We start from the raw sequence: 24,639 nt of genomic DNA on the forward strand, positions 1-24,639 counted from the left end.
TTTGAGAGACGTTAAATACTTTGATTTCTAATGGATAAAGGTATGAATTCAAAAAAAATAGTGTTTTCAGCACCGAGTGCAGCAGATGGAATGGCGATTCACCAGTTAGTGGCATCGTGCCCTCCACTGGACACCAATTCCGTTTATTGCAACTTACTGCAAGCAAGCCATTTTAGTGACACTTCGATAGCAGCGCGTTTAGTAGATGGTGAGTTGGTGGGCTTTGTTTCTGGCTATGTGATCCCTAACCGACCAGACACGTTATTTGTTTGGCAGGTGGCCGTAAGTGAAAAAGCACGTGGTCAGGGACTGGCAAAGAAAATGGTTTCATCACTGCTTGAACGATCTAGCTGTTCTGGCGTGCGTTTCATCGAAACCAGTATTACCGCAACAAATGATGGCTCTTGGGCATTGTTCCGCCGCCTTTCCGATCAACTTAGTGCCTCGTTAGAAGAATCTATCCTGTTTGATAAGCAGGATCATTTTAAAGGGCAACACGATACCGAGCATCTCGTTCGAATCGGTCCAATAACCGTGTGATTTAGAAGCCGAGACGCTGGAAAGCTAGGCTTTCGCTCTCGACGTTGTTTTCTAAATACGGCTACTATTTAATCAATTTAAAGGATGATAACAATATGAAAATTTTTGACGAAATTGAATCAGAAGTACAATCTTACGCTCGCTCTTTCCCTCGTGTTTTTCACCGTGCACTGGGTGCGCATTTGTACGACCAAGAAGGCAACCAATACCTCGACTTCTTAGCGGGTGCGGGTACTTTGAACTACGGTCATAACAATCCAGTTTTTAAGAAAAAATTGGTTGAATACATCATGGAAGACGGCATTACACATGGCCTTGATATGCATACAAAGGCCAAAGGCGAGTTTCTGGAAACGTTCAAAAAATACATTTTAGAACCCCGTGGCCTTGAATACATGATGCAGTTCACCGGACCAACAGGGACGAATGCGGTTGAAGCTGCACTAAAATTAGCACGTAACGTTACTGGCCGTGAAAATGTTATTAGTTTCACCAATGGTTTTCATGGTTGTAGTTTGGGGGCGTTATCTGTAACGGGTAACTCTCATCACCGTGGTGCAGCAGGTACAAGTTTGGGTGCTGGTGTTTCAACCGTTCCGTTTGATGGCTATTTGGGTGAGGGTATTGAGACGACAGAATACCTAGACAAAGTGTTGTCTGACTCCAGTAGTGGTGTTGATACACCAGCCGCAGTGATTGTTGAAACCGTGCAAGGTGAAGGTGGCATTAATGCTGCGAGCTTTGGCTGGTTACAAAACTTAGAAGCCGTATGTAAAAAGCACGGCGTGCTATTGATTGTCGATGATATTCAGGCAGGTTGTGGTCGTACAGGGACTTTCTTTAGCTTTGAAGACGCGGGTATCAAACCTGACATTGTTACCATGTCTAAATCACTGAGCGGTTATGGTCTTCCGTTTGCGGTTGTTCTAATGCGCCCAGAGCTAGATGAATGGAAGCCGGGCGAACATAACGGTACGTTCCGTGGTAACAATCTAGCGTTTGTTACCGCTAAAGTGGCGATTGAAACTTACTGGAAAGACGACGCATTTGAAAAAGAAATCAAGCGCAAAGGTGAGTACATTCATGAGCGTACACAAGCCATCGTTAATGAGTTTGGAGAAGGTAACTTTACCCTTCAAGGTCGAGGTATGATGCGTGGTATCAACTGTGTTAGCGGTGAGTTGGCGGGCAAGATTACCAAGAAATGTTTCCAGAATGGTCTGATGATTGAAACATCAGGTGCTGATGACCAGGTGGTTAAATTCCTTTGCCCTCTAATTATCAGCGATGAAGAACTAAAACAAGGTATTGATATTCTAGAGCGCGCTATTCGTGATGTGTGTGCTAAGGAAGACGACATGCCAGAAGCCAAGAGCTACTTCGATGAGAACTATGACATTGCTGTCTAGTTCCTCTTCTCATGGAACCGCTGCGTTATTTTAGCGGTGGTTCCAGTCCCTCACTTGAGTGAAGTAAATAGTAAGTTCGAAACCTCAAGTTTCTTTCGGTATTGATACCGGCATTTAATCGATCTTCGGATCATAAGGAGAAAAGAATGTTTGCACGTGATTTAGCAGAATGTGAGAAAACCGACCGCCGCGTAGTGTCACCAGATGGCAATTGGGAAAGCACACGTTTGTTGTTGAAAGAAGACAACATGGGTTTTTCTTTTCATATTACGACGATTTATGAAGGCAAAGATTTTGACATGCACTATCAAAACCACCTTGAATCTGTGTACTGCATCTCCGGCGAAGGCGAAGTAGAAAGCCGCGAAACAGGCCAAAAACATCATATTAAACCGGGTGTTGTGTATGTCTTAGATAAGCATGATGCGCATACCTTGAGAGCCTTCAAAGAACTGAAATTGGCTTGTGTTTTTAACCCACCAATCACGGGTAAAGAAGTGCATAACTCTGAAGGCGCTTACGAGTTAATTGATTAAGCGTGTGCTTTAACGCGAACTCTTTTTAATTTGTATTGTGAGCGTTATGCGTCTTTGACTAGGGCGCATAACGTTATACATATTCACTTTTCTGCTGCATCTTATTGTCCTTTATTGTGATTCTGTTTCGTTCAGAAAACATAAATCATAAAGCCTTGTTAGATCACGCTTTGTCTATGGATTACTGTGCTTAAAAAATGCGATTAATGCTTAAATTTTCCGCAACCTTATGACAATATAGCGGCAGTTTTTGACTCCGGTCGAAGTTTGCTTTCGACCCCTAGATAAATTGGGTAAATAATGGGACAACATACAGTTGAAAAAATTGGCGGTACGTCCATGAGTGACTACCGTTCGGTTCGAGATAATATTATTTTCAAGCCAACTCAAGCGAACAACATGTACCAGCGTATTTTTGTTGTTTCTGCTTATGCTGGTATGACAGATAAGCTGTTAGAACACAAAAAAACTGGCGACGCTGGTGTGTTTGCTTTGTTCGCCCAAGAACGTAAGCAAAATAATTGGTTCCCTGCGTTGCAAGACGTACGCGCCGCAATGTTGGAAATAAACCACACCTTGTTTGAAGCGGGTGAGTTGCGTGAAAAAGCCGACGCATTTTTAAATAGCCGTTTGAAAGACGCGCAAGAATGTTTGGAAGACTTACATCGTCTTTGCCAGCATGGTCATTTCTCAATCAGCGAACATCTAGCTACCGTGCGTGAAATGTTAGCCAGTATCGGTGAAGCACACAGTGCTTGGAATACGGCTCATTTATTACAGCGTGATGGCGTAAATGCGGTATTTGTCGATCTAACTGGCTGGAATAGTCCAAGCCATATGTCGCTTGATGAGCGTATTCTTGACGCATTTAAGGGCGTTGATTTGAGCAAAGAGCTACCAATCGCTACGGGTTATGCGCACAGTGAAACGGGTCTAATGTCTACTTTTGACCGTGGTTACAGTGAAATGACTTTTAGCCGAATTGCGGTTTTGACGGAAGCCCGTGAAGCGGTTATCCACAAAGAATTCCATTTGAGCAGTGCTGATCCTCGTTTAGTGGGTGAAAGCAAGGCGGTGCCGATTGGTCGTACGAATTATGACGTGGCGGATCAACTTGCCAACCTTGGAATGGAAGCCATCCACCCGAAAGCGGCGAAAGGCTTACGTCAAAGTGGCATTTCATTGCGCGTAAAAAACACGTTTGAACCAGATCATACAGGTACTTTGATCACGGGTGACTATGTCAGTGACGCACCTTGTGTAGAAATTATCGCGGGTTGTCGTGGTGTATTTGCCGTTGAGCTGTTTGACCAAGACATGGCGGGTGACATTGATAAGTTTGATGTTGCCATTCTAAAAGTACTGAATCAGTTTCATGCTCATATCATTGCGAAAGACATTAATGCCAATACCATTACGCATTATTTAGCGATCAACTTGAAAACCCTAAAGCGTGTTATGCGAGTGTTGCATGAGCGTTTTGAAGACGCAGAAATTACACAGCGTAAAGTGGCGATTGTGTCTGCAATTGGCAGTGACATGAAGACGACGGGTATGCTTGCTAAAGCAGTGAAAGCCATTGCTGAACAAGATGTTAACGTGTTGGCGATGCACCAATCTATGCGTCAGGTAGATATGCAGTTTGTCGTTGATGAAGAAGACTACGAAAAAGCAATTTGCAGCTTACACAAAGAGTTGGTGGAAGTGCATAACCATGGCCGCGCCATTTGTTTAGCTTCGTAATCTACCTGTCTCCTCAGTGATCTTAGCGTGTCTTATTAAGGCATTATTCGTATCATTAGCAGACATAAAACAACCAAGTATGAAAAATACTTGGTTTTTTTATGTCTGCAGGATTTGTTTTTAAGCGTGAATATTGACGTCGAGTACGACTAAATGTCGTTATATACAATTAAATGTCGTTATGTACAATGGGCCCGGCTTGGTTAAATTCATCAACAGTGATAGCTTTACTGACATAGTAGCCTTGGCCAAAATCGCACTGAAATGACACCAACATTTTCCATTGTTCTCTGGTTTCTATCCCTTCTGCGAGCACTTTGATATTCAATTTGTGCGCCATGGCGATAATGGCCTCGACAATTTTTCTATCATCCGCATCATTCTCTAAATCCATGATAAAGCTGCGATCAATTTTCAGCAGATTAACAGGGAGATTCTTTAGCTGAGAAAGTGATGAATAGCCTGTACCAAAGTCGTCAATAGCAATGCAAATCCCCATGTCCTTAAAGGTCTGTAGTAAGCCTCTGGCTAGGTGAATGTCTTCTAAGATGGAGGTTTCGGTAATTTCAAAACCAATTAAATGGGCAGGGACGTCGTATTCTTTTAACAGCCTTTGTACAACCTCGACAAAGTGAGGATCAGACAGCTGACGCGAGGCGAGGTTAATATGCAGTAACAGATCCACTCGACCTTCTTGTTTTCGTTTAGCCAGGTAAGCAATGCTGCTTTCGACAATCCAATAGCCTAACTCAATGATTTTTCCGGTACTTTCGGCCAATGGAATAAAGCTATCAGGAAAGATGAGCCCTTTTTCTGGGTGATTCCAACGAATTAATGCTTCCGCACCAAAAACATGATTTGTGCGAAGGTCGAACTGAGGCTGATAATACATTTCAAATTCGTTTCTCAACAAAGCAAGAGTAAGGTCATCTTCTGCTTTGATGAGGTTATGGGTGCTGATTTTCATGGTTTCTGTATAAAAAGCGAACTGGTTTTTTCCCTGCAATTTCGCTTGATACAGTGCCATGTCTGCATTTTGCATGATGGTCACAAGATCTTGTCCATGTTCTGGGATCATTGCAATACCTAAGGAAGTACTCAGTACATACTCTCGATTGTCTAATTTTGCGGGTGCTCTAATGCCTTGTAGAATTCGGTTGGCGTAGTCTTCCGCTTCTTTTTCGTTATGAATATTTCCTAAGAAAATACCAAATTCGTCACCGCCCAATCGTGCCACTAAGTCCGATTTGTTTTTTAAGGTGTTTAATCGCTCACCGACGATCATTAACACTTGGTCACCAACATCGTGACCTATGGTGTCGTTAATGCGTTTAAAATTGTCCAGATCAAAATAAATGAACGCGGAAATACGGCGATATTTCACATTGCTGGATAATATTTTGGGTAAGTTGTCTTGTAGGAAGCGGCGATTAGGTAATTTAGTGAGAGGGTCTTTGTAGGCTAATTCTTCAAGCTCTGCTGTTTTTTCTTTCACCAGATTTCTTAGCTTTAAGGGCTGAACTAAAATCGCATACAAGGCAATAGACAGTAACAGTGCAACCAGTAAGCTGAAGCCGTATCCGGTGACACTTCTCTCTTTCAGCTGACCGTCAAGTGCTTTGCTTATTTTAAGGCTCCAAGTGCCAACGGGTAAAATGAGATCGGTTGACGCTTGTATGTCTGTCAATGGGCTTAATGAGGAGGACAAGACAATCATTTTTCTACTCGTGGCGTGTTGTCTTGATAAACTGTATTGATAGCCTTCACTTTCTAATCGCTTTAGCTGCGTGGTTTCTAGTAAGTTATCTAAATAAATAACCGCCGAAGCAAACCCCCAAAAAAGTTCTCGGTGCGTGTCTTTATGCAAAAAAATGGGCGCACGACTGATGACCGCCACACCCCCTTGTACTAAAGCAACAGGCCCGATGACAAACATGCGATGATTGGAAATGGACAGCATGGCTTCTTGTTTAAATCTGTCTGTGGTTAAAATGTCTAAGCCGATTGCCGCCTCATTGCCTTCCATTGGGTAAATGTCCGAAATAATCCCGTTAGGGGATAATTGCAAATTCTCGATACCACCGATGGAATCAATCAATTTATTGGCATAACTAGGGAACCATTCGCCAGCGCCATTATTTTGTTCGACTTCATAGGCAAGGATTTGAGCAGAGGTGAACGCAGAAGACAGTCGTCTTTCTAATACAGAGGCCTGAGTGCGAGAGACGCCGCTTAGCAAGGATTGCTGTTGATTTACAATGGATCGGTTTGTTGACTGAGTCCAATAACCTCCAAAGGATGCAATGGCAAAGAAAGCAATCAATGAAATAATTAAGGCGGAAGGCTGCTTAAATTCGGCTTTCTTCAACTAACTGTCCTTTACTGGTAATGGATGAAACATATGAAGATTATATCGGTCGGTGTGTATCGACTTGATGACATATCTCATCAATAAATACGGCCATTAATTGTACGAATTATAATCTAAATTCCGTGTAATGTTTTTAATTTTTTGTCGTGTTAATTGAAAGTTTATGTCCCTTTTTGCTGTCATTTGGCATCACCACGTTGCCCTAAAAACAACGTGGCTTGCTTTAAAAAACTAAGCTAGTGCAAGGAATAAACCTGCAATGGCAATAATGCTGCCTGTTACGCGAGTCACAATAGGCGCTTGGAAGCGAGCAATAACAGCCCCAAAACCAATACCTATAACATGCAACAACGCAGTCGCGGCCGCAAAGCCCAATGCGTATTCCGCGCCGTTAGCATTCAGTGGCATTTCTAAGCCATGAGCGGCGCCGTGGAAAATAGCAAACAACCCAGCAATACCGGCACAAGTAACAACAGAGAAGCGTGCAGCGCCAAGAAGCAATGCGCCCATCAGAATCACTGACAAGACAATACCTTGCTCAATGAAAGGAACCTGTACGCCAGCAACGGCCAAAGCGCCACCAACCAACATAGTCCCAACAAATGCAGCCGGTACAGCCCACAGAGCACGGCCGCCAAGGCTCGCTGCCCAAAGGCCAATGGCTAACATCGCTAATAAATGATCTAAGCCACCCATAGGGTGCATAAAGCCAGTCATAAAACTTGTTGTGTGTTCATGTCCTGGGTGAGCGGATGCAAGAGCTGGTATTGCCGCAACCAGTGCCGCCAATCCCATTTTAAGCGTAGATAAACGCATGGTGTTGTCTCCATAAAATAGATAAATATGAATAAGACCCTACAAAATGGTCTTTTCGAAACCACCGCTCTTGCGGCTGGAATCGTGAATTCTAACATACCTAATGACATGATAAGTTGAATGATGTCACTGAGCTCTAACGATTTTTTCAGTTTGTCGTGTCTAAACGATAAGGCTATAGTCTTGCGAATAAGAAAAAGGATAACAAGAGGGACACAGATGGCAAGTGGTTGGGCGCAAGATGGCGCGGTACAAGATCAAATAGACGCAACGGTTGATTCCGAAGTGGAACGCGCAAAAAACAGCATGCCAAAAGGCGAGAGCCTGACTCATTGTGAAGAATGCGATGCAGTGATTCCTGAGCCTCGCCGTAAAGCGATTCAAGGTGTACGTTTGTGTATTCAGTGTCAGTCTGAGCAAGAGAAGAAAGGCCGTTCTGCTTTGTACAATCGAGCTGGCAGTAAAGACAGCCAACTAAGATAATGATTTATCTCATTGGTTAACGAGAATTTCCCCTGCTTGAATGCCTGCAATATGGTAAGGTTTCGCCTATCTAAAAGGGCGTTTTGACAACGAATCTGATGCCCTGTTTCTTTCAGAATTAATAAGGATGAGGTTGTGGCCGACACTTACTCAACAGAAGTAAATAAATTAGAAAAATTACGCGCAGCTTGGCTTCCAGCAGTAGAGTTTCTTTTTGGCAAAGCGGTTGCTGACGCTAAGTTTGATGGCTTTGAGGTCAGTGATGGTATTGCCAAACCTGGTGCTGTATTTAAACACCCAGATGAGCCATATCGTTATAACATTCAAATGCCAGCCCGAGTATTCAGCAATGATGTCATGCTGTTGGCGGATGTTATTCAAGAGATGGTGCGCGGCCAATATCCAGTTGGCTTTGACGGCGCTACTACGCCAGCCTTGTGTGAAGGCGTTGCTGTTTTTGGAGCGATTACCGCCATCAAACAAGTATTCGGTGAGGAGTCTGTCGACTCGTATTTGAACGCGTTGCGTGAACAAGCTTTTCCTTATTACGACGCGTTCTCTTACGTCGCCGTATTGCTGGCGGAAGATCCTGAAGCGATCAAAAAGCTACGTGAGGTTCAGCCGTTTTTATACAACGTAGAGCGTGCCGATTTTGACACGGCTCAAATAAACATTGATCGGAAAATCAAAGACATTCTTTTATTGGCATTTCGTGCTTAACGAACGTTTTCAGCGATCAGACATAAAAATGCCGCGTAATCGCGGCATTTTTGTTGGTTACTTTGATTGAAATTGGTCTTAGCCTTTCAGCTCTGACAACTCTTCACTGAACCAAATTTTGCGTTTAAAACGTGGGTTTTTAGACGACATATCGATTTTGTAGGGGTTTGGCTCGTGAGTTTGTGGCAGATCAAGAATGTTGCAAAGCTCTTGAGCAAGCCATTTCTCTACTTTTAGCACGACCATTTTCTTACGTAAGCGACCTTGCTCATCACGGTTTAAAATCGTTGGTAAGGTATTTAGCGTTAAAATTTCACCAATCGCTGGATGTGCCATACGCTCACGACCTTCATCACTGGCATAAAAATGCGATACCGCAAACACCATACGTTCAGGATTGATTTGCTGTAAGAATTGGCAGGATTTTACTACGGTAGAGCCAGTACGAACCATATCGTCGAACAATACAATACTAGCTCCATCTAGTCCGTCGAATGTGTGTTCGCTTTCTTTGTGTAGAGTGATTTCTACTTTGCGTTCAGCTGTGCGGTCTTTATCCAGCATGATGAATTTTGCTTTGCTTAGACCTAGAGTTTTGAACATCTCTTTAACGAAATCGCGTGCGCCTTTGTCTGGTGCGCAAAGCACAAGCCCTTCACCGTCTTCACCGTAATTCAAAATGTTTGAATTCAACAAGTAGTGGGCGTAAATCTCATAAGGGATTAAGTTATGGAAGTCGCCTTCAAACACTTCGGTAAACATCTTTTGCACAGAATCTGAGTGGTTGTGAATGGTCATCACCGTATCCACACCAGACAGTTTTAATAGTTGAGCATAGAGTTTCGCCGTAAACGGCTGGCCGTCGAACTTTTTAACGTCTTGGATATCACGTTCAAAGCTGGTTTCACCAAGGCTCTTATGAGGGCCACGATCTTGGGCGCTGTAAAATAGATCTGGCTCAACCAGAATGACGCGGTCGGCACCGTTTTCTTTTGCAGCACGAGCGATGATTAAGTTTGCCATTGCCAATTCTTGGCGACTTTTTACATGGCTTCCAGTGCTCACAATAATGACAGACTTGCCTTTTAATTTGCGGCCAATGTTATCGAAATCTGCTTCGTCAGAAATGAAACGCGGGCAAAATTCGGAGTTCATGAACTGCTTCATACTGATCAAATCAGCAATGTCTTCGTGTTGGCCCATTGCATAGGCGACATCAATAGCGAAAGGGTTATCGGAAGAGTTACTAACTACAACAACATTAGTTGACTGGCCGGTCGACAAAGTCATGGAAGATCCTTAACTAAGGGGTAGGGGAATTTGCGCTGATTTTAATACTTGTGGGCGTATTTCGATAGGGTTGATTACGGATAAATGGCATTTTTATGTCGAACTAGTAAGTTAGCGCGATTTCTTGAATTTAAAATTGAATGACAAATTTTCTGTTTGGTGGCCGTTTGGCAGTGAGGGATTAATAGGAAAGGCCGTATTTTATTCATTGATATCAATAAGGTGTAGCCAGTTTAGGAGGAATTGATTTAGTGAGGTAAAGACGAAAAATTGCTATTTATTCGTCTTTACCGCCACTTTTTAGCGGTTACCGCATTGCTGATAACAGCTGGGTGATCTTGGGCAGACGGCGCCACGAGAGCAAATTAGTCGAGCGTCGTTGTCGATCCCTCGTTCCACCCAATTGATGTTGAGAATTTTCGCCACGCTCATGAGATCCTTTTTAATGCTTTTGGGGATATGTGCGGAGCCTCCGCCTTTGACGCACGTTTGTTTTAAATCATGGGCGATGGACAGCGCATCTTTGCCTTGGGCGTTGATCGCTGGGTTCAAATCGATGCCAGAACACAGTACGTGGCTATTCCCAGCTAGGTCTTCTACTTTGATGGACTCACAAGCGTAAATTCGCGGTTCGTCACCAACGTTAAGTATCGATATTTGCGCCGAGGTACCCGTGCTAGGTTCGCTGATTTTGCGAAACACAGACCAGTGTTGGCAAGGATCTTCCACGGTGCTCATGTTTCCCCATGGCAGTGGAATGCCATTCCCACGATACACGGCTTTAAGTTTACCCGGTGCGTAGGCATCAAAATAATGCCAATGTGGATAGGGAGACGTGGCGGTCATACGGCGCATAGCGACAGACTCTGACACGCCCGCCAATTTCGCCGTGTGAATTTCATATCCGTTGCGATCGAGCAGGTGTCGAAAAGGTACTTTGGGGCACAGTAACGCGCCAGCAAAGAAGCTGCACTCGAAGTCTCGCCATGCGTAAAGAATGTCTTGGGCGTCCATACCCGATGATTGTATTTTGGCCGTTTGTGCTTGCAGTGGTGAAATTTCGTTACGTCCAGTGACCAAGACATTTTTGAGGCCGTCTTTATCGTGTAATACGGTGTGACCTATGTGTACGGCCAGGTTGTACTTCAAGCGTTGTGGCTGTGACTTCATTATCTGATTGATGTAAATGGTGCTTGGCGGATCAAAAAAGGATGTGACCACGTGGCTTTCACTGATGCCCATTTCTTGTAATACCGCCAAAGGCGTTTTGCGGAACCACTTGATTTGCAGTCCCATTTGTTTGGTGATGTCGACAATCTCGTCAAGGCTCAATGGCAAGCGTTTGAGTCCGACTTCTTCTGCCGCGCGCTCTAAATCTGGGAAATGGTTTTGATGGTGTTCTTGGTGAGCGCGAATCAATAGATGCGCAAATTGGCGACCGCTGGTGCCCGTTTGGGAGAGCATCTCAGGAATGGCAATCTGCAAGATTTCTTTGGAGAATAAAAAGTTTGGTTCTAACGCCATGCCATCGATACCACCACCGGAGCCTTTTGATGGCGTAATGGCTTCTTCTTCGGGAATATCGTCTAAAAACCATTCGACATTTTTTTGAAAAACGCTGGCAATAACCTCCAAAACGTCTTCACTTGGAATGCGTTTCCCCCGTTCTATCATCGACAAATATGACACCGATGGCGCACATTCTGCGTCGATTTTTATACATCGTGCCGACAGGTCTTCCATCGTCAAACGGTTGCGTTTACGGAGGTTGCGGATCTTTGTGCCCAGAAAATGGGCTTTGCGGTTGAGGCTATTTTTATTTTTCATTTTTGTAAAATTTACACTGTGTAATTCTTATTGTGAAATTTTAGCTTAGTTGCGCATAGACTATAAATCAAGCAATCGTTAACGAGTTCAAACGCATTGCTAACCTTACGAGCCAGATAAAAAAAGAAAAAGGAAAGTAACGATGAATATGCCTCAACCTAAAAATAACAGTGAAATTCATCCCGGGTTTTGTCGCTTCATCAATGAAGAAGTGCTGCCTCTTCACGCCATCGATCAGACAAGGTTTTGGCGAGATCTAGAACAGTTAATGATCGATTTGGCTCCCATAAATCGCCAATTGTTGGCGACTCGAGACGCGCTACAGCAACAGATTGACCAATGGCACCTTGCTCATAAAGGTCAAGCTATGGACATAAAAGCGTATGACGCTTTTTTGCGCGAGATTGGTTACATCGTCACAGAAGGTGAAGATTTCAGCATTACCACGACCAACGTGGACGCAGAAATTGCCAGTTTGGCTGGGCCTCAGCTGGTTGTACCGGTGAAGAACGCACGTTTTGCATTAAACGCTGCGAACGCCCGTTGGGGCAGCTTGTACGATGCCTTTTACGGAACGGATGTTATCCCTAAAACGGGCGAACTTGCGACGGGCAAAGGCTACAACTCAATCCGTGGCGATCAGGTTATCAGTAAAGCCAAGGCTTTCTTGGATGATGTGTTTCCACTGGAAACGGGGTCACACAATGACGTGACGAGTTACGTTGTTTACTACCATCACTTGTTGGCCTTTTTCGATGATGGCAGTCAAAGCGGATTAAAACAGCCTTGTCAGCTGGTGGCTGTGAACGGTCAACGCAGCGAACCAGAGGCCATTTTATTAAAGAACAACGGATTACACGTAGAGATTCAGTTTGATCGTAATGGCAAAAATGGGGCAAAAGACAAAGCCAATATCAATGACATCGTCATCGAATCGGCGCTGAGCACCATTATTGATTGTGAAGATTCTGTGGCTGCGGTGGACGCCGAAGACAAAATAGAGGTTTACCGCAATTGGTTAGGGCTGATGCAAGGCACGTTAGAGGCAAGCTTTGAAAAGGACGGTCAGCGCCAGACGCGTCGAATGAATCCTGACCGTATTTTCACCGATTTAGATAACCAAGAATACCGCGTACATGGCCGTTCGCTTTTATTAGTGCGCAATGTTGGGCACTTGATGGAATGCGATTTGATGCAAGACGCATTAGGTAACTTTGTTCCAGAAGGCATTATGGACGCGGTGGTCACAATATTGATTGGCGCGCTTGATCTACAGCGTACCGAAGGCATGCGCAACAGCCGAACAGGTAGCATATATGTGGTGAAACCTAAGATGCATGGCCCAGAGGAAGTGGCGTTCAGCTGTGAATTATTTCGCCGTGTGGAAGAGATGCTGGGCTTGCCAGAAAACACAGTGAAAATCGGCATCATGGATGAAGAACGTCGTACCACGGTGAATTTAAAAGAGTGTATCCGTCAGGCGAAATCTCGGGTGTTTTTTATAAATACCGGCTTTTTAGATCGTACCGGTGACGAAATTCACACCAGCATGCAAGCCGGTGCATTTTTGCCAAAAGATCAAATTAAGAACCAACCTTGGATTCAGGCGTATGAAAACCGCAATGTGGACATCGGCTTGCGCTGTGGCTTACCAGGTAAAGCGCAAATCGGCAAAGGCATGTGGGCCATGCCTGATGATATGGCGGCCATGATGACGGCTAAAATTGCGCACCCAAAAGCCGGAGCCAATACAGCGTGGGTGCCTTCGCCAACGGCGGCGACCTTACACGCACTGCACTATCACCAAGTGAATGTGTTTGAAGTGCAAGATCGGATTAAGACGCGAGAGCAAGCCAGTTTAACGGACTTGCTGACGATTCCGACGATCCCAAGCAATTTGACGTTGTCGAATCAAGTGATTGATCGAGAAATAGAAAACAACGTGCAGGGATTATTGGGTTACGTGGTGCGCTGGGTTGAGGCGGGTGTAGGCTGTTCGAAGGTGCCTGATATTAACAACATCGGATTAATGGAAGACCGTGCGACCTTGCGTATTTCCAGCCAGCATTTAGCGAATTGGTTGTTGCATGGTGTGTGCAGCAAAGAGCAGATCGATACGGTGATGCAGCGTATGGCGCACGTCGTGGACGAGCAAAATACAGCCACTGAAGGCTATCGTCCAATGGCGCCTAATACGCAAAACAGCTTTGCCTTTAAAGCGGCGCAAGATTTGATTTTTAAAGGTGTGATTCAAGCAAATGGCTACACCGAACCGTTATTGCACGCTTATCGACTACGTGTAAAAGAAGCGAATTGAGTTAAGTGATTTTTAATGTGAACAACCCCTTTATATCATCCAAATAGAGCGAGAATATTATGCAAACTTATAAAAATAAAATGCAGCAAGCGAATCAAACCATCACTCAACAAGGTGCGACTTGGGCGGCGATTAATCCAGAATCAGTAGCAAGAATGCAACTGCAAAACCGCTTTAATACCGGTTTAGACATTGCCAAATACACAGCAAAAATAATGCGTGAAGACATGGCAAGCTACGACAAAGATTCTGCGAATTACACTCAATCTTTGGGATGCTGGCATGGTTTTATTGGCCAGCAAAAAATGATTTCTATCAAGAAGCATTTTGGCACAACACGAAGCCGCTACTTGTACTTGTCTGGTTGGATGGTGGCAGCCATGCGCTCTGAGTTTGGCCCATTACCAGATCAATCTATGCATGAAAAAACGTCTGTGCCAGCGTTGATCGAAGAGCTTTATACCTTCTTGAAGCAAGCGGATGCTCGTGAGTTGCAACATTTGTTCAAAGAAGTAGACGATGCCAGAGAGGCGGGCGATCAGCTTCGTGAGCAAGCGGCGCAGCAAAAAATTGATAATTTTGAAACCCATGTAGTGCCAATTATTGCTGATATTGACGCAGGGTTTGGTAATGAAGAGGCCACGTATTTGTTGGCGAAGAAGATGATTGAAGCGGGTGCATGTTGCATTCAAATTGAGAACCAAGTGTCTGATGCGAAACAATGCGGCCATCAGGACGGCAAAGTAACCGTGCCGCACGAAGACTTTTTGGCAAAGATTAACGCGGTACGCTATGCCTTTTTAGAGTTGGGTGTGGACGATGGTGTCATTGTAGCGCGTACCGATTCTTTGGGTGCTGGTTTGACACAAAAAATCCCGGTGTCTCAAGCAGCGGGCGATTTAGCGGATCAGTATAATGCGTTCATTGACGGTGAAGAAGTGACGTCTTTAGAGCAAATGAAGTCTGGTGACATGGCGATTAAGCAGGGGGATCGATTGATTAAGCCCACTCGTTTGGCCAACGGTTTGGTGCGTTTTAAAGCGAATACCGGTGAAGACCGTGTGGTACTGGATTGCATCACTTCTCTGCAAAATGGCGCGGATTTGTTGTGGATCGAGACAGAAAAACCTCATATCGGGCAAATTGCGAGCATTGTAAACCGCATTCGCGACGTGATGCCAAACGCGAAACTGGTGTACAACAACAGCCCGTCTTTCAACTGGACGTTGAACTTCCGTCAGCAAGTGTTTGATGCTTGGCAAGCAGAAGGTAAAGACGTGGCGGAGTACCGTCGTGATCAATTGATGTCTCAGGATTACGATAATACGCCATTGTCAGCCGAAGCAGACGAGCGCATTCGTGCTTTCCAAAGAGACGCGGCGGCACAAGCGGGAATCTTCCACCATTTGATTACCTTGCCGACGTACCACACAGCGGCGCTGTCTACTGACAATTTGGCGAAAGATTACTTTGGTGATCAAGGAATGCTGGGCTACGTTAAAGAAGTTCAACGCAAAGAAATTCGCCAAGGCTTGGCCTGTGTGAAGCATCAGGACATGTCAGGCTCGAACATTGGCGATGATCACAAAGAGTACTTCTCTGGTGCGCAAGCGTTAAAAGCGTCAGGGAAAGACAACACGATGAATCAATTTGCGATCTAATGTTGTTTGATCGGGTTTGTGGCAACACAAATCGCACACATTGATAGCCAAAGGCCAACAGTCTTCCCCCTGTTGGCTTTTTTTTGTCCTAAACCAAGCGAGCCAGTTTTATATGCTGACTGACCGTGGACCAAATGCCGATTAAAAGTGTCGAATACGGCAAAGGAAAAGCGTTCCTGTGGCCGCTTATACACCTCGAATCGGTCTATTTGAAGTGGCAGAAGATGGCTGGAGACATTGGCGGAAAAAGGCATTAAGCCAGTGAGTAAAGTATTGGTAGGTGATTGATAACACTCATCTGGGTATGTTGAACGATGACGACTTTGCTACTTGCTCAACCAAAGGGCAGTTAGAGCAAAAAAACCTTAATAGGAATGCCGTTTGGTGTTATTTTTTTATGGGCATTGTGCTTATTGGTGTCTAAACGGGTGTGAGATTAACCGCTGTACTAAGCGTAAAAATTCAGTACATTATAGTGTGATGTTACGTTTTTTCTCATGATGGCGTTTGCCCTAAGACAGTGTGTATGACGATAGAATCAGTATTTTCCATTGCTCCCTATAGTTGGGGGTCGATTGTGACCGCGATTTTTTGCGGTGTTATTGTGGGATTAGAGCGACAGTTGAGAGGCAAGCCAGTTGGCATTAGAACCTCGGCACTGATTGTGTTGGGGACGTATGTGTTTATTGCGTCTTCGATGTTTGTCGCGGCCGATACAACGGACCCTTCACGTATTATTGGTCAGGTGATCACGGGGATAGGTTTTCTTGGTGCCGGTGTGATGCTGTCTAAAGACGGAGCGGTGATTGGTGTGACATCGGCCGCGACGATTTGGACGTTAGCGGCCATTGGTGTGTGCATTGCCATTATTGGCTCTTATGTGGCGATTAAGCTGTCTTTCATCGTAGTCGCCATTTTGTATGGGGTGGATATATTAGAAGAATATTCGTCTGCTTTTACACGCGGAGTGCATTCTAAATACAGTCGCTGGCGCAAAAGAGATTAATTCGGGTTAACTGTTTATTCAGACACTTCGACACAATTTCGACCTTTATCTTTGCCTTTATAAAGGGCTTTGTCTGCGCGTTTTATCATTTTCAGAGCGTTGTCATTTTGCGGGTGTCGTTCGGTGATACCAATCGTTATTGTAAGGGGAAGGTTGAAGTCACTGAACTTGCCTTGAGCCACGATTCCTTTTAGGTATTCTGCCACTTTCACTGCATCCAGTTGGGTTGTGCCGGGCAGAAGAATAATAAACTCTTCTCCTCCAAATCGTGCAATGGTGTCGCTTTTTCTGATGTTGTCTGCCAGTAATTTTCCTACCTGAACTAAGCAAATGTCTCCCGTGTCATGCCCATACATATCGTTTACTTTTTTGAAGTAATCGATGTCGATAAGCAGAACACTTAAAGGGGATGTTGATAGACTGGCACTGTCTAATTCTCGGCTAAAGTTACGGTTTAGCCCTCGGCGATTAAGCAATCCAGTCAATGGGTCATGGATGTTTTCGTCTCTTAATTGTTCGGTAAATTCGGTGTATTTTTTCAGAAAAAAACGGCCAAAAACACCGCTAAAGATAATGGACATGGTTAACCAAAAACCGCGTACTACTGATTTTTCTCGCGAATAGTCTGCTTCCGATAAGTCCACAATATCGGTACTGAATATTGTCGCTAAAACCACACAAACCGTAAGAAATATGGTGACCAGTAAAGACTCTTTGTAGCCGCCAATTAATGCCGCGAAGACAGGGTACAGCGGTAGGATGCAAGCCACTTGACTGTTGACCCCGCCGGATAAAGCAAGCATGGGCATGATCAGTATAATCGCGATCACTAAAGATAAGATGCATTCCCATTTTGGGAAAAGATCCAAACGCACAAGGGTATAAAACACCAAAGCGAGCACCAAATTGGCCAAGTTTAATACTGTAAACAGGGTTGGCAAGGTCACAAATAATGGCCGAAGTACCAGTGTGATGGCCATTGTAATAATAGCCAGCTCAATCACTCTGAGAGTAAGGTTATGATTGAATTTTGCTTGGGTGTTGTTTGGCATACCGCTGCGCAGCGATCCTGTTTAAAAATGAGAAAACGGCCTATTTAACACGATATAAACAAGCTTGAATTTACCCTATTCGTGCAACGTATCTAGGAAAAAGGATGTCATTGATACTTTACCGGTGCGAAATTGACGATTTTATCGCCTTTTTGGCAAAAAAGATAAAATCAAGTAAGTGTCTTTAAAGTACATCATATCGATCAAATAAAACAGAATGATATGTTAGATTCGTTTGAACTATTCTTATGTAAATGGGTATTAATAATGACGTTTCCAAATCGTATGGTAGCCTATGGTCTACTGTTTTGTGGTTTTACTGCGTTGCCTGCTGTTGCCGCCACTTTCGAAGTCCCTCGCTCTTTTGAAATTATGTATGTTGACCTCGAAAGTGCTCATCAATTTGGTAATGATTTTAGGGTGGACGTTGACGAAGGCCCACATCAAATTGTTGTGCGTTTTAATAAAATGCTGCGCAGCGGTGGAGACACACAAACTTTTCAATCGGAACCCATTGTTCTGGATTTGCAGTTTGAAAAGAGCACCTATCTAACATTAAAAGCCCCTTACGTTTCTACGCTCAAACAAGCAGAAGCCAATGCGAAAGATCCACAATTTAGCATTTATGACGTTGTCAGTGGCCATACTGTGGATTATAAACAGCAAATTTTGGCAACGAAATCGGGATTGCAAAATTCGCGAGATTTTATTGATGAAATCGAGCGATTAACCGCGCCGGACTCACCCACGTATCGTTCTGATTCCGGCCCTGTCGCCGCCCCAATTCTGATGGAAGAGGATGTGGCGTTGCGAATGATGGAGTTTTGGTATAATCAATCCGATGATGCAACAAGAAAAGAAATACGAATTTGGTTGGCGGACGCGTTATACAAGCCTACGGTGTCGAATATCCAATTGGAAATGTCTCAATTTTGGTTCAATAAAGCAGATAAAGACTCACAGAAGGCGTTTCAAACATGGTTGATCGATGAATAAACGCACTATGTAAAAAAACACCCTGTAACATCATGCCGCTATTCATCGTGTGATGTTATAGGGCGCGATGTTACAAGGGCAGAGTATTGTCTAGTGCGCAGCGTGTGTTTTACTGATTTTTTGGTTGAATTTATCGTTTACCCAAAGTGCCAGTAAGATAATGGCGCCGCCAATACTCAAACGTAAAATGTCAGCGTCACGGTTCCAGAAAATAACGTTTACTAAGATGCCTGCCGGAATCAATAAGTTATTTGCTACAGCCAGTGTTCCAATATTCACCATGGTGGCGCCTTTGTTCCAAGCAAAGTAACCAAGGCCAGAAGCAACAATCCCCAAGTAGACAAGAATAGACCACTGTAGCGTCGTTGTTGGTAACTTGTCTAAGTTGCCAAGGGCTAAGTAACAAGGGACAACAACCGCAAGTGCCCCGAGGAAGAACCAGCCAAATACGGTACGTTGTGGTAAATCTGGACGCTCTTTGGCAATCACGCGTTTGTAACCAACTTGTCCGGCCGCAAAGCAGATATTTGCGCCCTGGACGATAAGCAAACCTTTGATGAAACCTTCATCGACGCCCTGATAGCGGATTGCCACCGCGCCCAGAATGGCAAGTAAAGCACTGATTGCGAAGCCGATGTTAATTCGACGATCAAGCATGTCGTTTATCAGTGTGACATAAAGCGGTGTCATCACCGTAAAGAGCAAGACCTCAGGTACGGATAAATACAAGAAAGATTGATAGTAAAACCCGTACATGATGCCAAGTTGCAGAGCGCCACATACCATCAGTTTAAAGGCAATGCTGGCTTCGATTTGACGCAGCTTTAAGAACGGCAGGAAGACGGCGGTTGCTAGCGCAACGCGCATTAACACAGAGAACCAAGCGTCAACTTGGCCTGCTAAATAAACCCCAATCAAACTAAAGGAAAACGCCCAAAGTAGGGTGACGGCAATGAGTATTGGCATAGTGATCTAATTCCAGAAAAAATTTTGCAAAGTGTACCGATTTATTGAGGAATGGTAAAACAGTTTACCTGTTGGATTTTTTTGGTTTACTAGTGAGTGAATAATTGACTTTTTTACCATAAAGACAGCGTGGAAAAAGCGCTTTGAAGAGGTGGCGTCAGGCAGGCTTTTTAGGTCTATTTTTCACACACTAATGATTGTAATCTTAATTTCTATGATTCAATTGTGATCATCCAGTTCGAATGATTTAGCCAACATAATGGGAGCTTTCTTGTTAAATTTCTGTCCTAATTTTGAGCGTGATTGCCGTGAGTTTTTGCTTACTCAGGGGCAATCAGACGCTGCTCACGACATTAGTCATCTTACTCGCGTGGTCAAAACGGCTAAGCAATTAGCATTGGAGGAAGGGGCTGATCTCGCCGTTGTGGTACCCGCCGCCTGGCTTCATGATTGTGTTTCATTACCGAAAAATCACCCAGATCGATCCTCAGCTTCTACATTGGCAGCAGATAAAGCCGTTACATTCCTAACGTCGATCGGCTACCCCACTCAGTACATGAATGCGATCCATCATGCGATTTGCGCACACAGTTTTAGTGCCAATATTGAGCCAACTGCATTGGAGGCCAAAATAGTTCAAGACGCGGATCGGTTAGATGCGTTGGGCGCGGTGGGAATTGCGCGCTGCATGCAGGTAAGTGGGTCATTAAATAGAGCGTTATACAGTCTTGAAGACCCTTTCTGTTTAGAGCGGGAGCCCAATGATTCTTTGTACTCCATTGACCACTTTTACCGCAAGTTGTTTCGCATTTCTTCGCATTTACATACGCTTTCAGCTCAAAGGGAAGGCAAACGACGAGAAGACGTAATGCGTTCATTCTTGGCGCAATTGGCGTTAGAGGTGTGAAGGTTTTCTTCTTAGGGTTTGCCATTAATCTTATGTAGATTCTGTAGCATCTTGTTCCCTATTTCTAAGAATGTTGTTAACTCATCATCGCTTACGTTGGCTCGCATTTCTTTTAATACCGCTTGATCTGCAATGGCTAATTGTTCGAAGCAGTCCAGCCCAGATTCAGTTAGTTGTAAAAACTGACTGCGTTTATCGTGGGGGTTTGGCTGCTTTTGCACGAGTCCTTGCTGCATCATTTCTTTTACCAAACGGGTGATTTGCCCTTTGTCTCTTTCTGTTGCATCAGCAAGGTAATTTGCGGTGCAATTTTCCGTATCGTGGATGGTTTTTAGCAGCATAAAGTACAAAGGCGATAAGCTCAGTGCTTTGTCTTTCATGATGTTTTTCATCGATATTTTTAAGCCAGTGATGGTATGCATAAAAAGGGCTTGAAGTTCTGATTCGGGAATAGCCATTACAATTCACTCATATAGTTGACTTAATCAATTAAATTAAATATAGTTGACTAAGTCAATATTATTTTTGGTTTTAACCTTATCATTCATAGAGAGAAGACGTATGTCAAAAAAAGTTCAGAAAATCGGCATTATTGCTAGTATCGTTATCGTTTTTGGCGGTTTTTTAACCTTTTTAATGACCTGGAGGAACATCGGCTTTTCCGATGGTTTTATGGGGGCTTGGTTATCCTCTTTTGCGTTGTGTATTTTGTGTATTGCACCGATTGGTGGGGTTATTGCATTTTTGGTGCATCGTGTAGTAAAAAGTGTGCTTCCTAATGTCTCAGCCCTGCAACAGAATTTGGTTTTTGGTTTGATTATGGCGGTGATCATGGAATCCATTATGGCGTTGGTGACGACCATTAATTTACATGGATTAGTGGTGTTAAAAGCGTTTTTTGAGCTTTGGCTGGCGACGTTTGTTTCGGCATTGCCGGCAGGTTTGGTGATTTCCATCTTGATGTCGTTGGTGATCAAACCGAAATTAGCGGCTTTTTGGGCGAAGCCTGCTTAACACTAGTAGGGAGGGACGCTTGATTAGGCTAACACTGCTGTCGATTTGATTTGAGCGATGACGGTTAGGCCTTTTTTCAAGGCCAGCCGATGAGCTGATAATGCGGTCACTTTCGCTAGAATCGGTGTGTTTCCTGCTAACAGTCGAACCCGAATTGTGCTTGGGTCTTGTGGGTCACTTTCTGTTTCATCCACAATGGCATCAATGTGATTTAAAATACTAGAATGATTGTCTTTGCTGAGCGTTATGCTGACATCTTTCGATTGGATTCGCAGTCTGATCGTGTCATTTATGCTTTCGTTGCCTTGTTTGAAAGCGATGGTTTGGTTATCAAATTCAAGCCATGACAACCCCCATTGTTTTTCTTGTTTGGTCACCACACCGGATATGACCACACTGGCGTCCTGATATCGTGAAAACGAAGTGCCCAACTTTCCTAGAAGTGAATGGACTGCTCCTTGTTCAGTGACTTTGCCTTTCTCCAGAACCACCATGTGGTCTGCGAGTCTAATGACTTCATCCAATGAATGACTGACATACAAAATGGGGATATTCGCACGATGACAGAGGGCTTCTAAATACGGAAGAATATCTTGCTTCAAGGTTTCATCCAGTGCCGCTAGCGGTTCGTCCATAAGTAGCAGCTGAGGTTGTATTAACAGTGCTCTGGCGATGGCAACACGCTGACGCTCACCGCCAGACAGGTGGGCAGGAAATTGCGTCAGGATACCCCTAATATTCATCAGCTCAATCACTTCATCGAATGCAATGATTGATGACCCTGTATTCGCTCGCTTCATCGCGAAGCGTAAGTTTCCTTCTGCGGTGAGGTGCTCAAAAAGGTTGCCTTCTTGAAACACAAAGCCAATGGGGCGTTTATGAGGTGGTACTGAACCCTCAGCGCTTTGCCAAATATTGTTGTTTAAACTGACATGGCTGTGTTGGCTAATGTTTAATCCGGCTATATGGCGTAATATCGTGGTTTTACCTGAGCCTGATGCCCCAAATAGGGCGGTTACTCCAGTATTTGGTAACAATAGGTCAACATCAAGCGAGAAACTCGACTGTGATGTGGCCGGTTGTTTTATCTGCACACATAACATGTTGTCCGTTGGTAAATTCATAGTACGCTACCAGCAACGACATGGTGTTTCTGACGTTTTTGGTTGCCATATAAAAAGGCAAGCACGATAAAGGCAAAGGCCATCATTAATAAAGAAAGTGTGTGAGCTTGGCCGTATTCTAACGCTTCGACATGATCGTATATTTGTATGGAAATAACTCGGGTTTCATTGGGAATATTTCCGCCAATCATCAGCACAACGCCAAATTCTCCAACTGTATGTGCAAACCCCAAAATAGCCGCGCTTATGTAGCCAGGCTTTGCTAAGGGAAGAGCAACATATAAAAAACGATCCCACGGTGAGGAACGAAGGGTTGCAGCGGCTTCGAGGGGCTTAGTGCCAATTGCTATAAAGGCATTTTGAATGGGTTGTACCACGAAAGGAAGAGAATACAACATGGACGCGACAACCAAACCTGCAAAGCTAAAGGGCAAAGCAGAAAAACCAATCTGACCTAAGAATGCTCCGACGCTACCTTGAGGGCCCAAAAGCAGCAATAAATAAAATCCCAGTACCGTTGGTGGTAGCACCAAAGGCATCGCTACAATGGCATTGATTGGGCCTTTTAGCCAAGATTGAGTTCTGGCTAGCCACCATGCAAGAGGGGTACATAAAACAATCAGTAAGAGTGTGACTAGGCTAGCGAGCTTTAATGTTAACCAAATGGCGCCAAGGTCTTCGGGGCTTAGAAGCATGATTCGATAACCTAGTCTGTTGTGGTGGAATAGCCAAATTGTGCGATTTTAGTCTGTATGTCTGGTCGCATTAAAAAAGCCATGAATTGCTTTGCTAGTTCTTTTTTCTTTGATTGGGATACCACAACGGCCGCTTGATTTATTTTGCTATGACGTTGATTGGGTATCGCAATGATATTGCCCTTGATGTCGCCAGCTAAGACTTGTGAGTAGGCAACAAAACCAATGTCTGCATTTTGGGAATAAACAAATTGGTATGTTTGACCTATGTTTTCGCCTTGAACGATTTTAGTTTTGGCTGTATCCCACAGGGATAAAGACATGAGACTTTCTTTTGCGGCTTTTCCGTATGGTGCTAATTTAGGGTTAGCGATGGCAATGTGATGAGCGCGTTGCAGTACATCTTCTAGGCTGCCTGTCATCGGATGTACTGACCACAATGCTAATTTGCCCTTGGCGTAAATAACCAGACTGTTAGGTTCTGCAAGACGGTTTTTTATCAAGGCTTCAGGTTTCGCCACATCGGCAGAGAGGAAAATATCAAACGGGGCGCCATGCTGGATTTGTGCAAAGAGTTTGCCGGAAGACCCAAATGATAAGGTGATGTCGTTTCCAGTTTCTTGTTGAAATTCCATTGCCAATTGCTTAATGGGGGCTATGAAATTAGAGGCGACAGCCAAATGAAGCGCTCTGGCTTGAGAAGTCACCGACAGACTTAAACAAGTCAAAGTCATGAATAACAAGACGACGGGGCGACGATAGAAAATACAATGCAATTTAGTGAGCGTCGTCTTGTTGATCATGGTTATCCAAACAGATAAAAATTTACAGCCTTAGGCAAACAGCAAGTAGCAATTACCCTGCTCAATACCAACGGTTGCTTTTTTTAGGTGGCTTCCCTGACAAGGCCCTGTGATACAAGATCCATCGGCTGGAGAGAAAAGCGCGCCGTGATGGTGGCATTTTAAATAGTCCCCGTCGTCATCCAGTGCAGGATTCGAAGACCACGTTAACGGCTTTTTCTGGTGAGGACACAGGTTTTCATAGGCAATAATTTGGCCTTTTTGTTTGGTCACCAAAAAGCTGCATTTTTCAATGTTGATGTTAAGAGCTTGCCCTTCAGGAAGGTTTTGCGCATTAGGTATAAGATGCTTATTAAACACGTG

The 24,639-nt window shown here is 44.2% G+C and carries 23 protein-coding genes; 12 read left to right on the forward strand and 11 right to left on the reverse strand.

What is annotated here, in order from left to right; translation table 11 throughout:
- Positions 1-42: 42 nt before the first annotated feature.
- From ectA to AABA11_RS04125, 4 genes are all read left to right on the forward strand, one after another.
- Positions 43-540, forward strand: coding sequence for a diaminobutyrate acetyltransferase (gene ectA, locus AABA11_RS04110; protein WP_338265629.1), 498 nt, complete (start codon positions 43-45; stop codon positions 538-540).
- 95 nt (positions 541-635) lie between these two features.
- Positions 636-1,949, forward strand: a complete 1,314-nt coding sequence (gene ectB, locus AABA11_RS04115) for a diaminobutyrate--2-oxoglutarate transaminase (RefSeq protein ID WP_265728558.1) — start codon at positions 636-638, stop codon at positions 1,947-1,949.
- A gap of 146 nt (positions 1,950-2,095) precedes the next feature.
- On the forward strand, positions 2,096-2,485 hold the full coding sequence (locus tag AABA11_RS04120; RefSeq protein WP_265728557.1) for an ectoine synthase: 390 nt from the start codon (positions 2,096-2,098) through the stop codon (positions 2,483-2,485).
- Between the two features lie 300 nt (positions 2,486-2,785).
- Positions 2,786-4,228 (forward strand): aspartate kinase, encoded by a 1,443-nt coding sequence (locus AABA11_RS04125; protein ID WP_265728556.1) that lies wholly within the window; start codon positions 2,786-2,788, stop codon positions 4,226-4,228.
- Positions 4,229-4,397: 169 nt separating this feature from the next.
- Here AABA11_RS04125 and AABA11_RS04130 read toward each other — a convergent pair whose 3' ends face one another.
- Both AABA11_RS04130 and AABA11_RS04135 read right to left on the reverse strand, forming a co-directional pair.
- The gene (locus AABA11_RS04130; protein WP_338265634.1) at positions 4,398-6,596 is read right to left on the reverse strand and encodes a bifunctional diguanylate cyclase/phosphodiesterase; all 2,199 of its coding nucleotides are present in this window, start codon (positions 6,594-6,596) and stop codon (positions 4,398-4,400) included.
- Positions 6,597-6,830: 234 nt separating this feature from the next.
- Positions 6,831-7,415 carry a HupE/UreJ family protein gene (locus AABA11_RS04135; protein WP_338265636.1) on the reverse strand — a complete coding sequence of 195 codons (585 nt, stop codon included), beginning with the start codon at positions 7,413-7,415 and terminating at the stop codon, positions 6,831-6,833.
- Between the two features lie 219 nt (positions 7,416-7,634).
- Here AABA11_RS04135 and AABA11_RS04140 point away from each other — a divergent pair, with 219 nt between their 5' ends.
- Complete coding sequence (locus AABA11_RS04140; protein WP_100185968.1) at positions 7,635-7,898, forward strand: DksA/TraR family C4-type zinc finger protein; 264 nt, start codon at positions 7,635-7,637, stop codon at positions 7,896-7,898.
- A gap of 135 nt (positions 7,899-8,033) precedes the next feature.
- Complete coding sequence (locus AABA11_RS04145; protein ID WP_265728553.1) at positions 8,034-8,618, forward strand: hypothetical protein; 585 nt, start codon at positions 8,034-8,036, stop codon at positions 8,616-8,618.
- Positions 8,619-8,696: 78 nt separating this feature from the next.
- Here AABA11_RS04145 and AABA11_RS04150 read toward each other — a convergent pair whose 3' ends face one another.
- Together AABA11_RS04150 and AABA11_RS04155 are read right to left on the reverse strand one after the other, a co-directional pair.
- On the reverse strand, positions 8,697-9,908 hold the full coding sequence (locus AABA11_RS04150; protein ID WP_338265642.1) for a ribose-phosphate diphosphokinase: 1,212 nt from the start codon (positions 9,906-9,908) through the stop codon (positions 8,697-8,699).
- 300 nt (positions 9,909-10,208) lie between these two features.
- The gene (locus AABA11_RS04155) at positions 10,209-11,735 is read right to left on the reverse strand and encodes a DUF3612 domain-containing protein (RefSeq protein ID WP_338265644.1); all 1,527 of its coding nucleotides are present in this window, start codon (positions 11,733-11,735) and stop codon (positions 10,209-10,211) included.
- A gap of 142 nt (positions 11,736-11,877) precedes the next feature.
- On the opposite strand from AABA11_RS04155, the gene AABA11_RS04160 reads away from it, so the two are divergent.
- The 3 genes from AABA11_RS04160 to AABA11_RS04170 all read left to right on the forward strand — a co-directional run bounded on the left by AABA11_RS04160 (position 11,878) and on the right by AABA11_RS04170 (position 16,719).
- A complete protein-coding gene (locus tag AABA11_RS04160; RefSeq protein ID WP_338265646.1) occupies positions 11,878-14,052 on the forward strand; it encodes a malate synthase G in 2,175 nt (724 codons plus the stop codon).
- 59 nt (positions 14,053-14,111) lie between these two features.
- Positions 14,112-15,713: an isocitrate lyase gene (locus AABA11_RS04165; protein ID WP_265728549.1), complete on the forward strand. Its 1,602-nt coding sequence runs from the start codon at positions 14,112-14,114 to the stop codon at positions 15,711-15,713.
- Positions 15,714-16,239: 526 nt separating this feature from the next.
- Positions 16,240-16,719, forward strand: a complete 480-nt coding sequence (locus tag AABA11_RS04170) for an MgtC/SapB family protein (RefSeq protein ID WP_265728547.1) — start codon at positions 16,240-16,242, stop codon at positions 16,717-16,719.
- A 14-nt stretch (positions 16,720-16,733) separates the two neighbouring features.
- Here AABA11_RS04170 and AABA11_RS04175 read toward each other — a convergent pair whose 3' ends face one another.
- On the reverse strand, positions 16,734-17,771 hold the full coding sequence (locus tag AABA11_RS04175) for a GGDEF domain-containing protein (protein ID WP_338265653.1): 1,038 nt from the start codon (positions 17,769-17,771) through the stop codon (positions 16,734-16,736).
- 267 nt (positions 17,772-18,038) lie between these two features.
- On the opposite strand from AABA11_RS04175, the gene AABA11_RS04180 reads away from it, so the two are divergent.
- Positions 18,039-18,767, forward strand: a complete 729-nt coding sequence (locus AABA11_RS04180; protein WP_338265657.1) for a YccT family protein — start codon at positions 18,039-18,041, stop codon at positions 18,765-18,767.
- 90 nt (positions 18,768-18,857) lie between these two features.
- Here AABA11_RS04180 and AABA11_RS04185 read toward each other — a convergent pair whose 3' ends face one another.
- Entirely contained in the window at positions 18,858-19,733 is an 876-nt protein-coding gene (locus AABA11_RS04185) for a carboxylate/amino acid/amine transporter (protein ID WP_265728544.1), read from the reverse strand.
- 271 nt (positions 19,734-20,004) lie between these two features.
- Between AABA11_RS04185 and AABA11_RS04190 the strand changes: the two genes are divergently transcribed.
- Positions 20,005-20,640: an HD domain-containing protein gene (locus AABA11_RS04190; RefSeq protein WP_338265659.1), complete on the forward strand. Its 636-nt coding sequence runs from the start codon at positions 20,005-20,007 to the stop codon at positions 20,638-20,640.
- Between the two features lie 11 nt (positions 20,641-20,651).
- On the opposite strand, the gene AABA11_RS04195 is transcribed toward AABA11_RS04190, so the two are convergent.
- On the reverse strand, positions 20,652-21,098 hold the full coding sequence (locus AABA11_RS04195; protein WP_338265662.1) for a MarR family winged helix-turn-helix transcriptional regulator: 447 nt from the start codon (positions 21,096-21,098) through the stop codon (positions 20,652-20,654).
- Positions 21,099-21,201: 103 nt separating this feature from the next.
- Between AABA11_RS04195 and AABA11_RS04200 the strand changes: the two genes are divergently transcribed.
- Positions 21,202-21,654 carry a DUF2798 domain-containing protein gene (locus AABA11_RS04200; RefSeq protein WP_265728541.1) on the forward strand — a complete coding sequence of 151 codons (453 nt, stop codon included), beginning with the start codon at positions 21,202-21,204 and terminating at the stop codon, positions 21,652-21,654.
- 23 nt (positions 21,655-21,677) lie between these two features.
- On the opposite strand, the gene modC is transcribed toward AABA11_RS04200, so the two are convergent.
- From modC to AABA11_RS04220, 4 genes are read right to left on the reverse strand one after another with little or no spacing between them, the layout of a single operon-like run.
- Positions 21,678-22,778, reverse strand: coding sequence for a molybdenum ABC transporter ATP-binding protein (gene modC, locus AABA11_RS04205; RefSeq protein WP_338265665.1), 1,101 nt, complete (start codon positions 22,776-22,778; stop codon positions 21,678-21,680).
- Positions 22,775-23,473, reverse strand: a complete 699-nt coding sequence (gene modB, locus AABA11_RS04210; RefSeq protein WP_338265667.1) for a molybdate ABC transporter permease subunit — start codon at positions 23,471-23,473, stop codon at positions 22,775-22,777. Before modB ends, modC begins: the two co-directional genes overlap by 4 nt.
- Positions 23,474-23,484: 11 nt before the next feature.
- A complete protein-coding gene (gene modA / locus AABA11_RS04215) occupies positions 23,485-24,276 on the reverse strand; it encodes a molybdate ABC transporter substrate-binding protein (RefSeq protein ID WP_338265669.1) in 792 nt (263 codons plus the stop codon).
- Between the two features lie 30 nt (positions 24,277-24,306).
- A complete protein-coding gene (locus tag AABA11_RS04220; protein WP_338265671.1) occupies positions 24,307-24,636 on the reverse strand; it encodes a Rieske (2Fe-2S) protein in 330 nt (109 codons plus the stop codon).
- Positions 24,637-24,639: the final 3 nt, after the last annotated feature.

The sequence above is a fragment of the Marinomonas pontica genome (genome assembly GCF_036322735.1).
Classification (GTDB): domain Bacteria; phylum Pseudomonadota; class Gammaproteobacteria; order Pseudomonadales; family Marinomonadaceae; genus Marinomonas; species Marinomonas pontica.

Bases quoted from the DNA above. Each gene is read 5' to 3' on its own strand.
- ectA (WP_338265629.1), top strand. From the start codon at position 43: ATGAATTCAAAAAAAATAGTGTTTTCAGCACCGAGTGCAGCAGATGGA.
- ectB (WP_265728558.1), top strand. From the start codon at position 636: ATGAAAATTTTTGACGAAATTGAATCAGAAGTACAATCTTACGCTCGC.
- AABA11_RS04120 (WP_265728557.1), top strand. From the start codon at position 2,096: ATGTTTGCACGTGATTTAGCAGAATGTGAGAAAACCGACCGCCGCGTA.
- AABA11_RS04125 (WP_265728556.1), top strand. From the start codon at position 2,786: ATGGGACAACATACAGTTGAAAAAATTGGCGGTACGTCCATGAGTGAC.
- AABA11_RS04135 (WP_338265636.1), bottom strand. From the start codon at position 7,415: ATGCGTTTATCTACGCTTAAAATGGGATTGGCGGCACTGGTTGCGGCA.
- AABA11_RS04140 (WP_100185968.1), top strand. From the start codon at position 7,635: ATGGCAAGTGGTTGGGCGCAAGATGGCGCGGTACAAGATCAAATAGAC.
- AABA11_RS04150 (WP_338265642.1), bottom strand. From the start codon at position 9,908: ATGACTTTGTCGACCGGCCAGTCAACTAATGTTGTTGTAGTTAGTAAC.
- AABA11_RS04155 (WP_338265644.1), bottom strand. From the start codon at position 11,735: ATGAAAAATAAAAATAGCCTCAACCGCAAAGCCCATTTTCTGGGCACA.
- AABA11_RS04160 (WP_338265646.1), top strand. From the start codon at position 11,878: ATGAATATGCCTCAACCTAAAAATAACAGTGAAATTCATCCCGGGTTT.
- AABA11_RS04165 (WP_265728549.1), top strand. From the start codon at position 14,112: ATGCAAACTTATAAAAATAAAATGCAGCAAGCGAATCAAACCATCACT.
- AABA11_RS04170 (WP_265728547.1), top strand. From the start codon at position 16,240: ATGACGATAGAATCAGTATTTTCCATTGCTCCCTATAGTTGGGGGTCG.
- AABA11_RS04175 (WP_338265653.1), bottom strand. From the start codon at position 17,771: ATGCCAAACAACACCCAAGCAAAATTCAATCATAACCTTACTCTCAGA.
- AABA11_RS04180 (WP_338265657.1), top strand. From the start codon at position 18,039: ATGACGTTTCCAAATCGTATGGTAGCCTATGGTCTACTGTTTTGTGGT.
- AABA11_RS04185 (WP_265728544.1), bottom strand. From the start codon at position 19,733: ATGCCAATACTCATTGCCGTCACCCTACTTTGGGCGTTTTCCTTTAGT.
- AABA11_RS04195 (WP_338265662.1), bottom strand. From the start codon at position 21,098: ATGGCTATTCCCGAATCAGAACTTCAAGCCCTTTTTATGCATACCATC.
- AABA11_RS04200 (WP_265728541.1), top strand. From the start codon at position 21,202: ATGTCAAAAAAAGTTCAGAAAATCGGCATTATTGCTAGTATCGTTATC.
- modC (WP_338265665.1), bottom strand. From the start codon at position 22,778: ATGAATTTACCAACGGACAACATGTTATGTGTGCAGATAAAACAACCG.
- modB (WP_338265667.1), bottom strand. From the start codon at position 23,473: ATGCTTCTAAGCCCCGAAGACCTTGGCGCCATTTGGTTAACATTAAAG.
- modA (WP_338265669.1), bottom strand. From the start codon at position 24,276: ATGATCAACAAGACGACGCTCACTAAATTGCATTGTATTTTCTATCGT.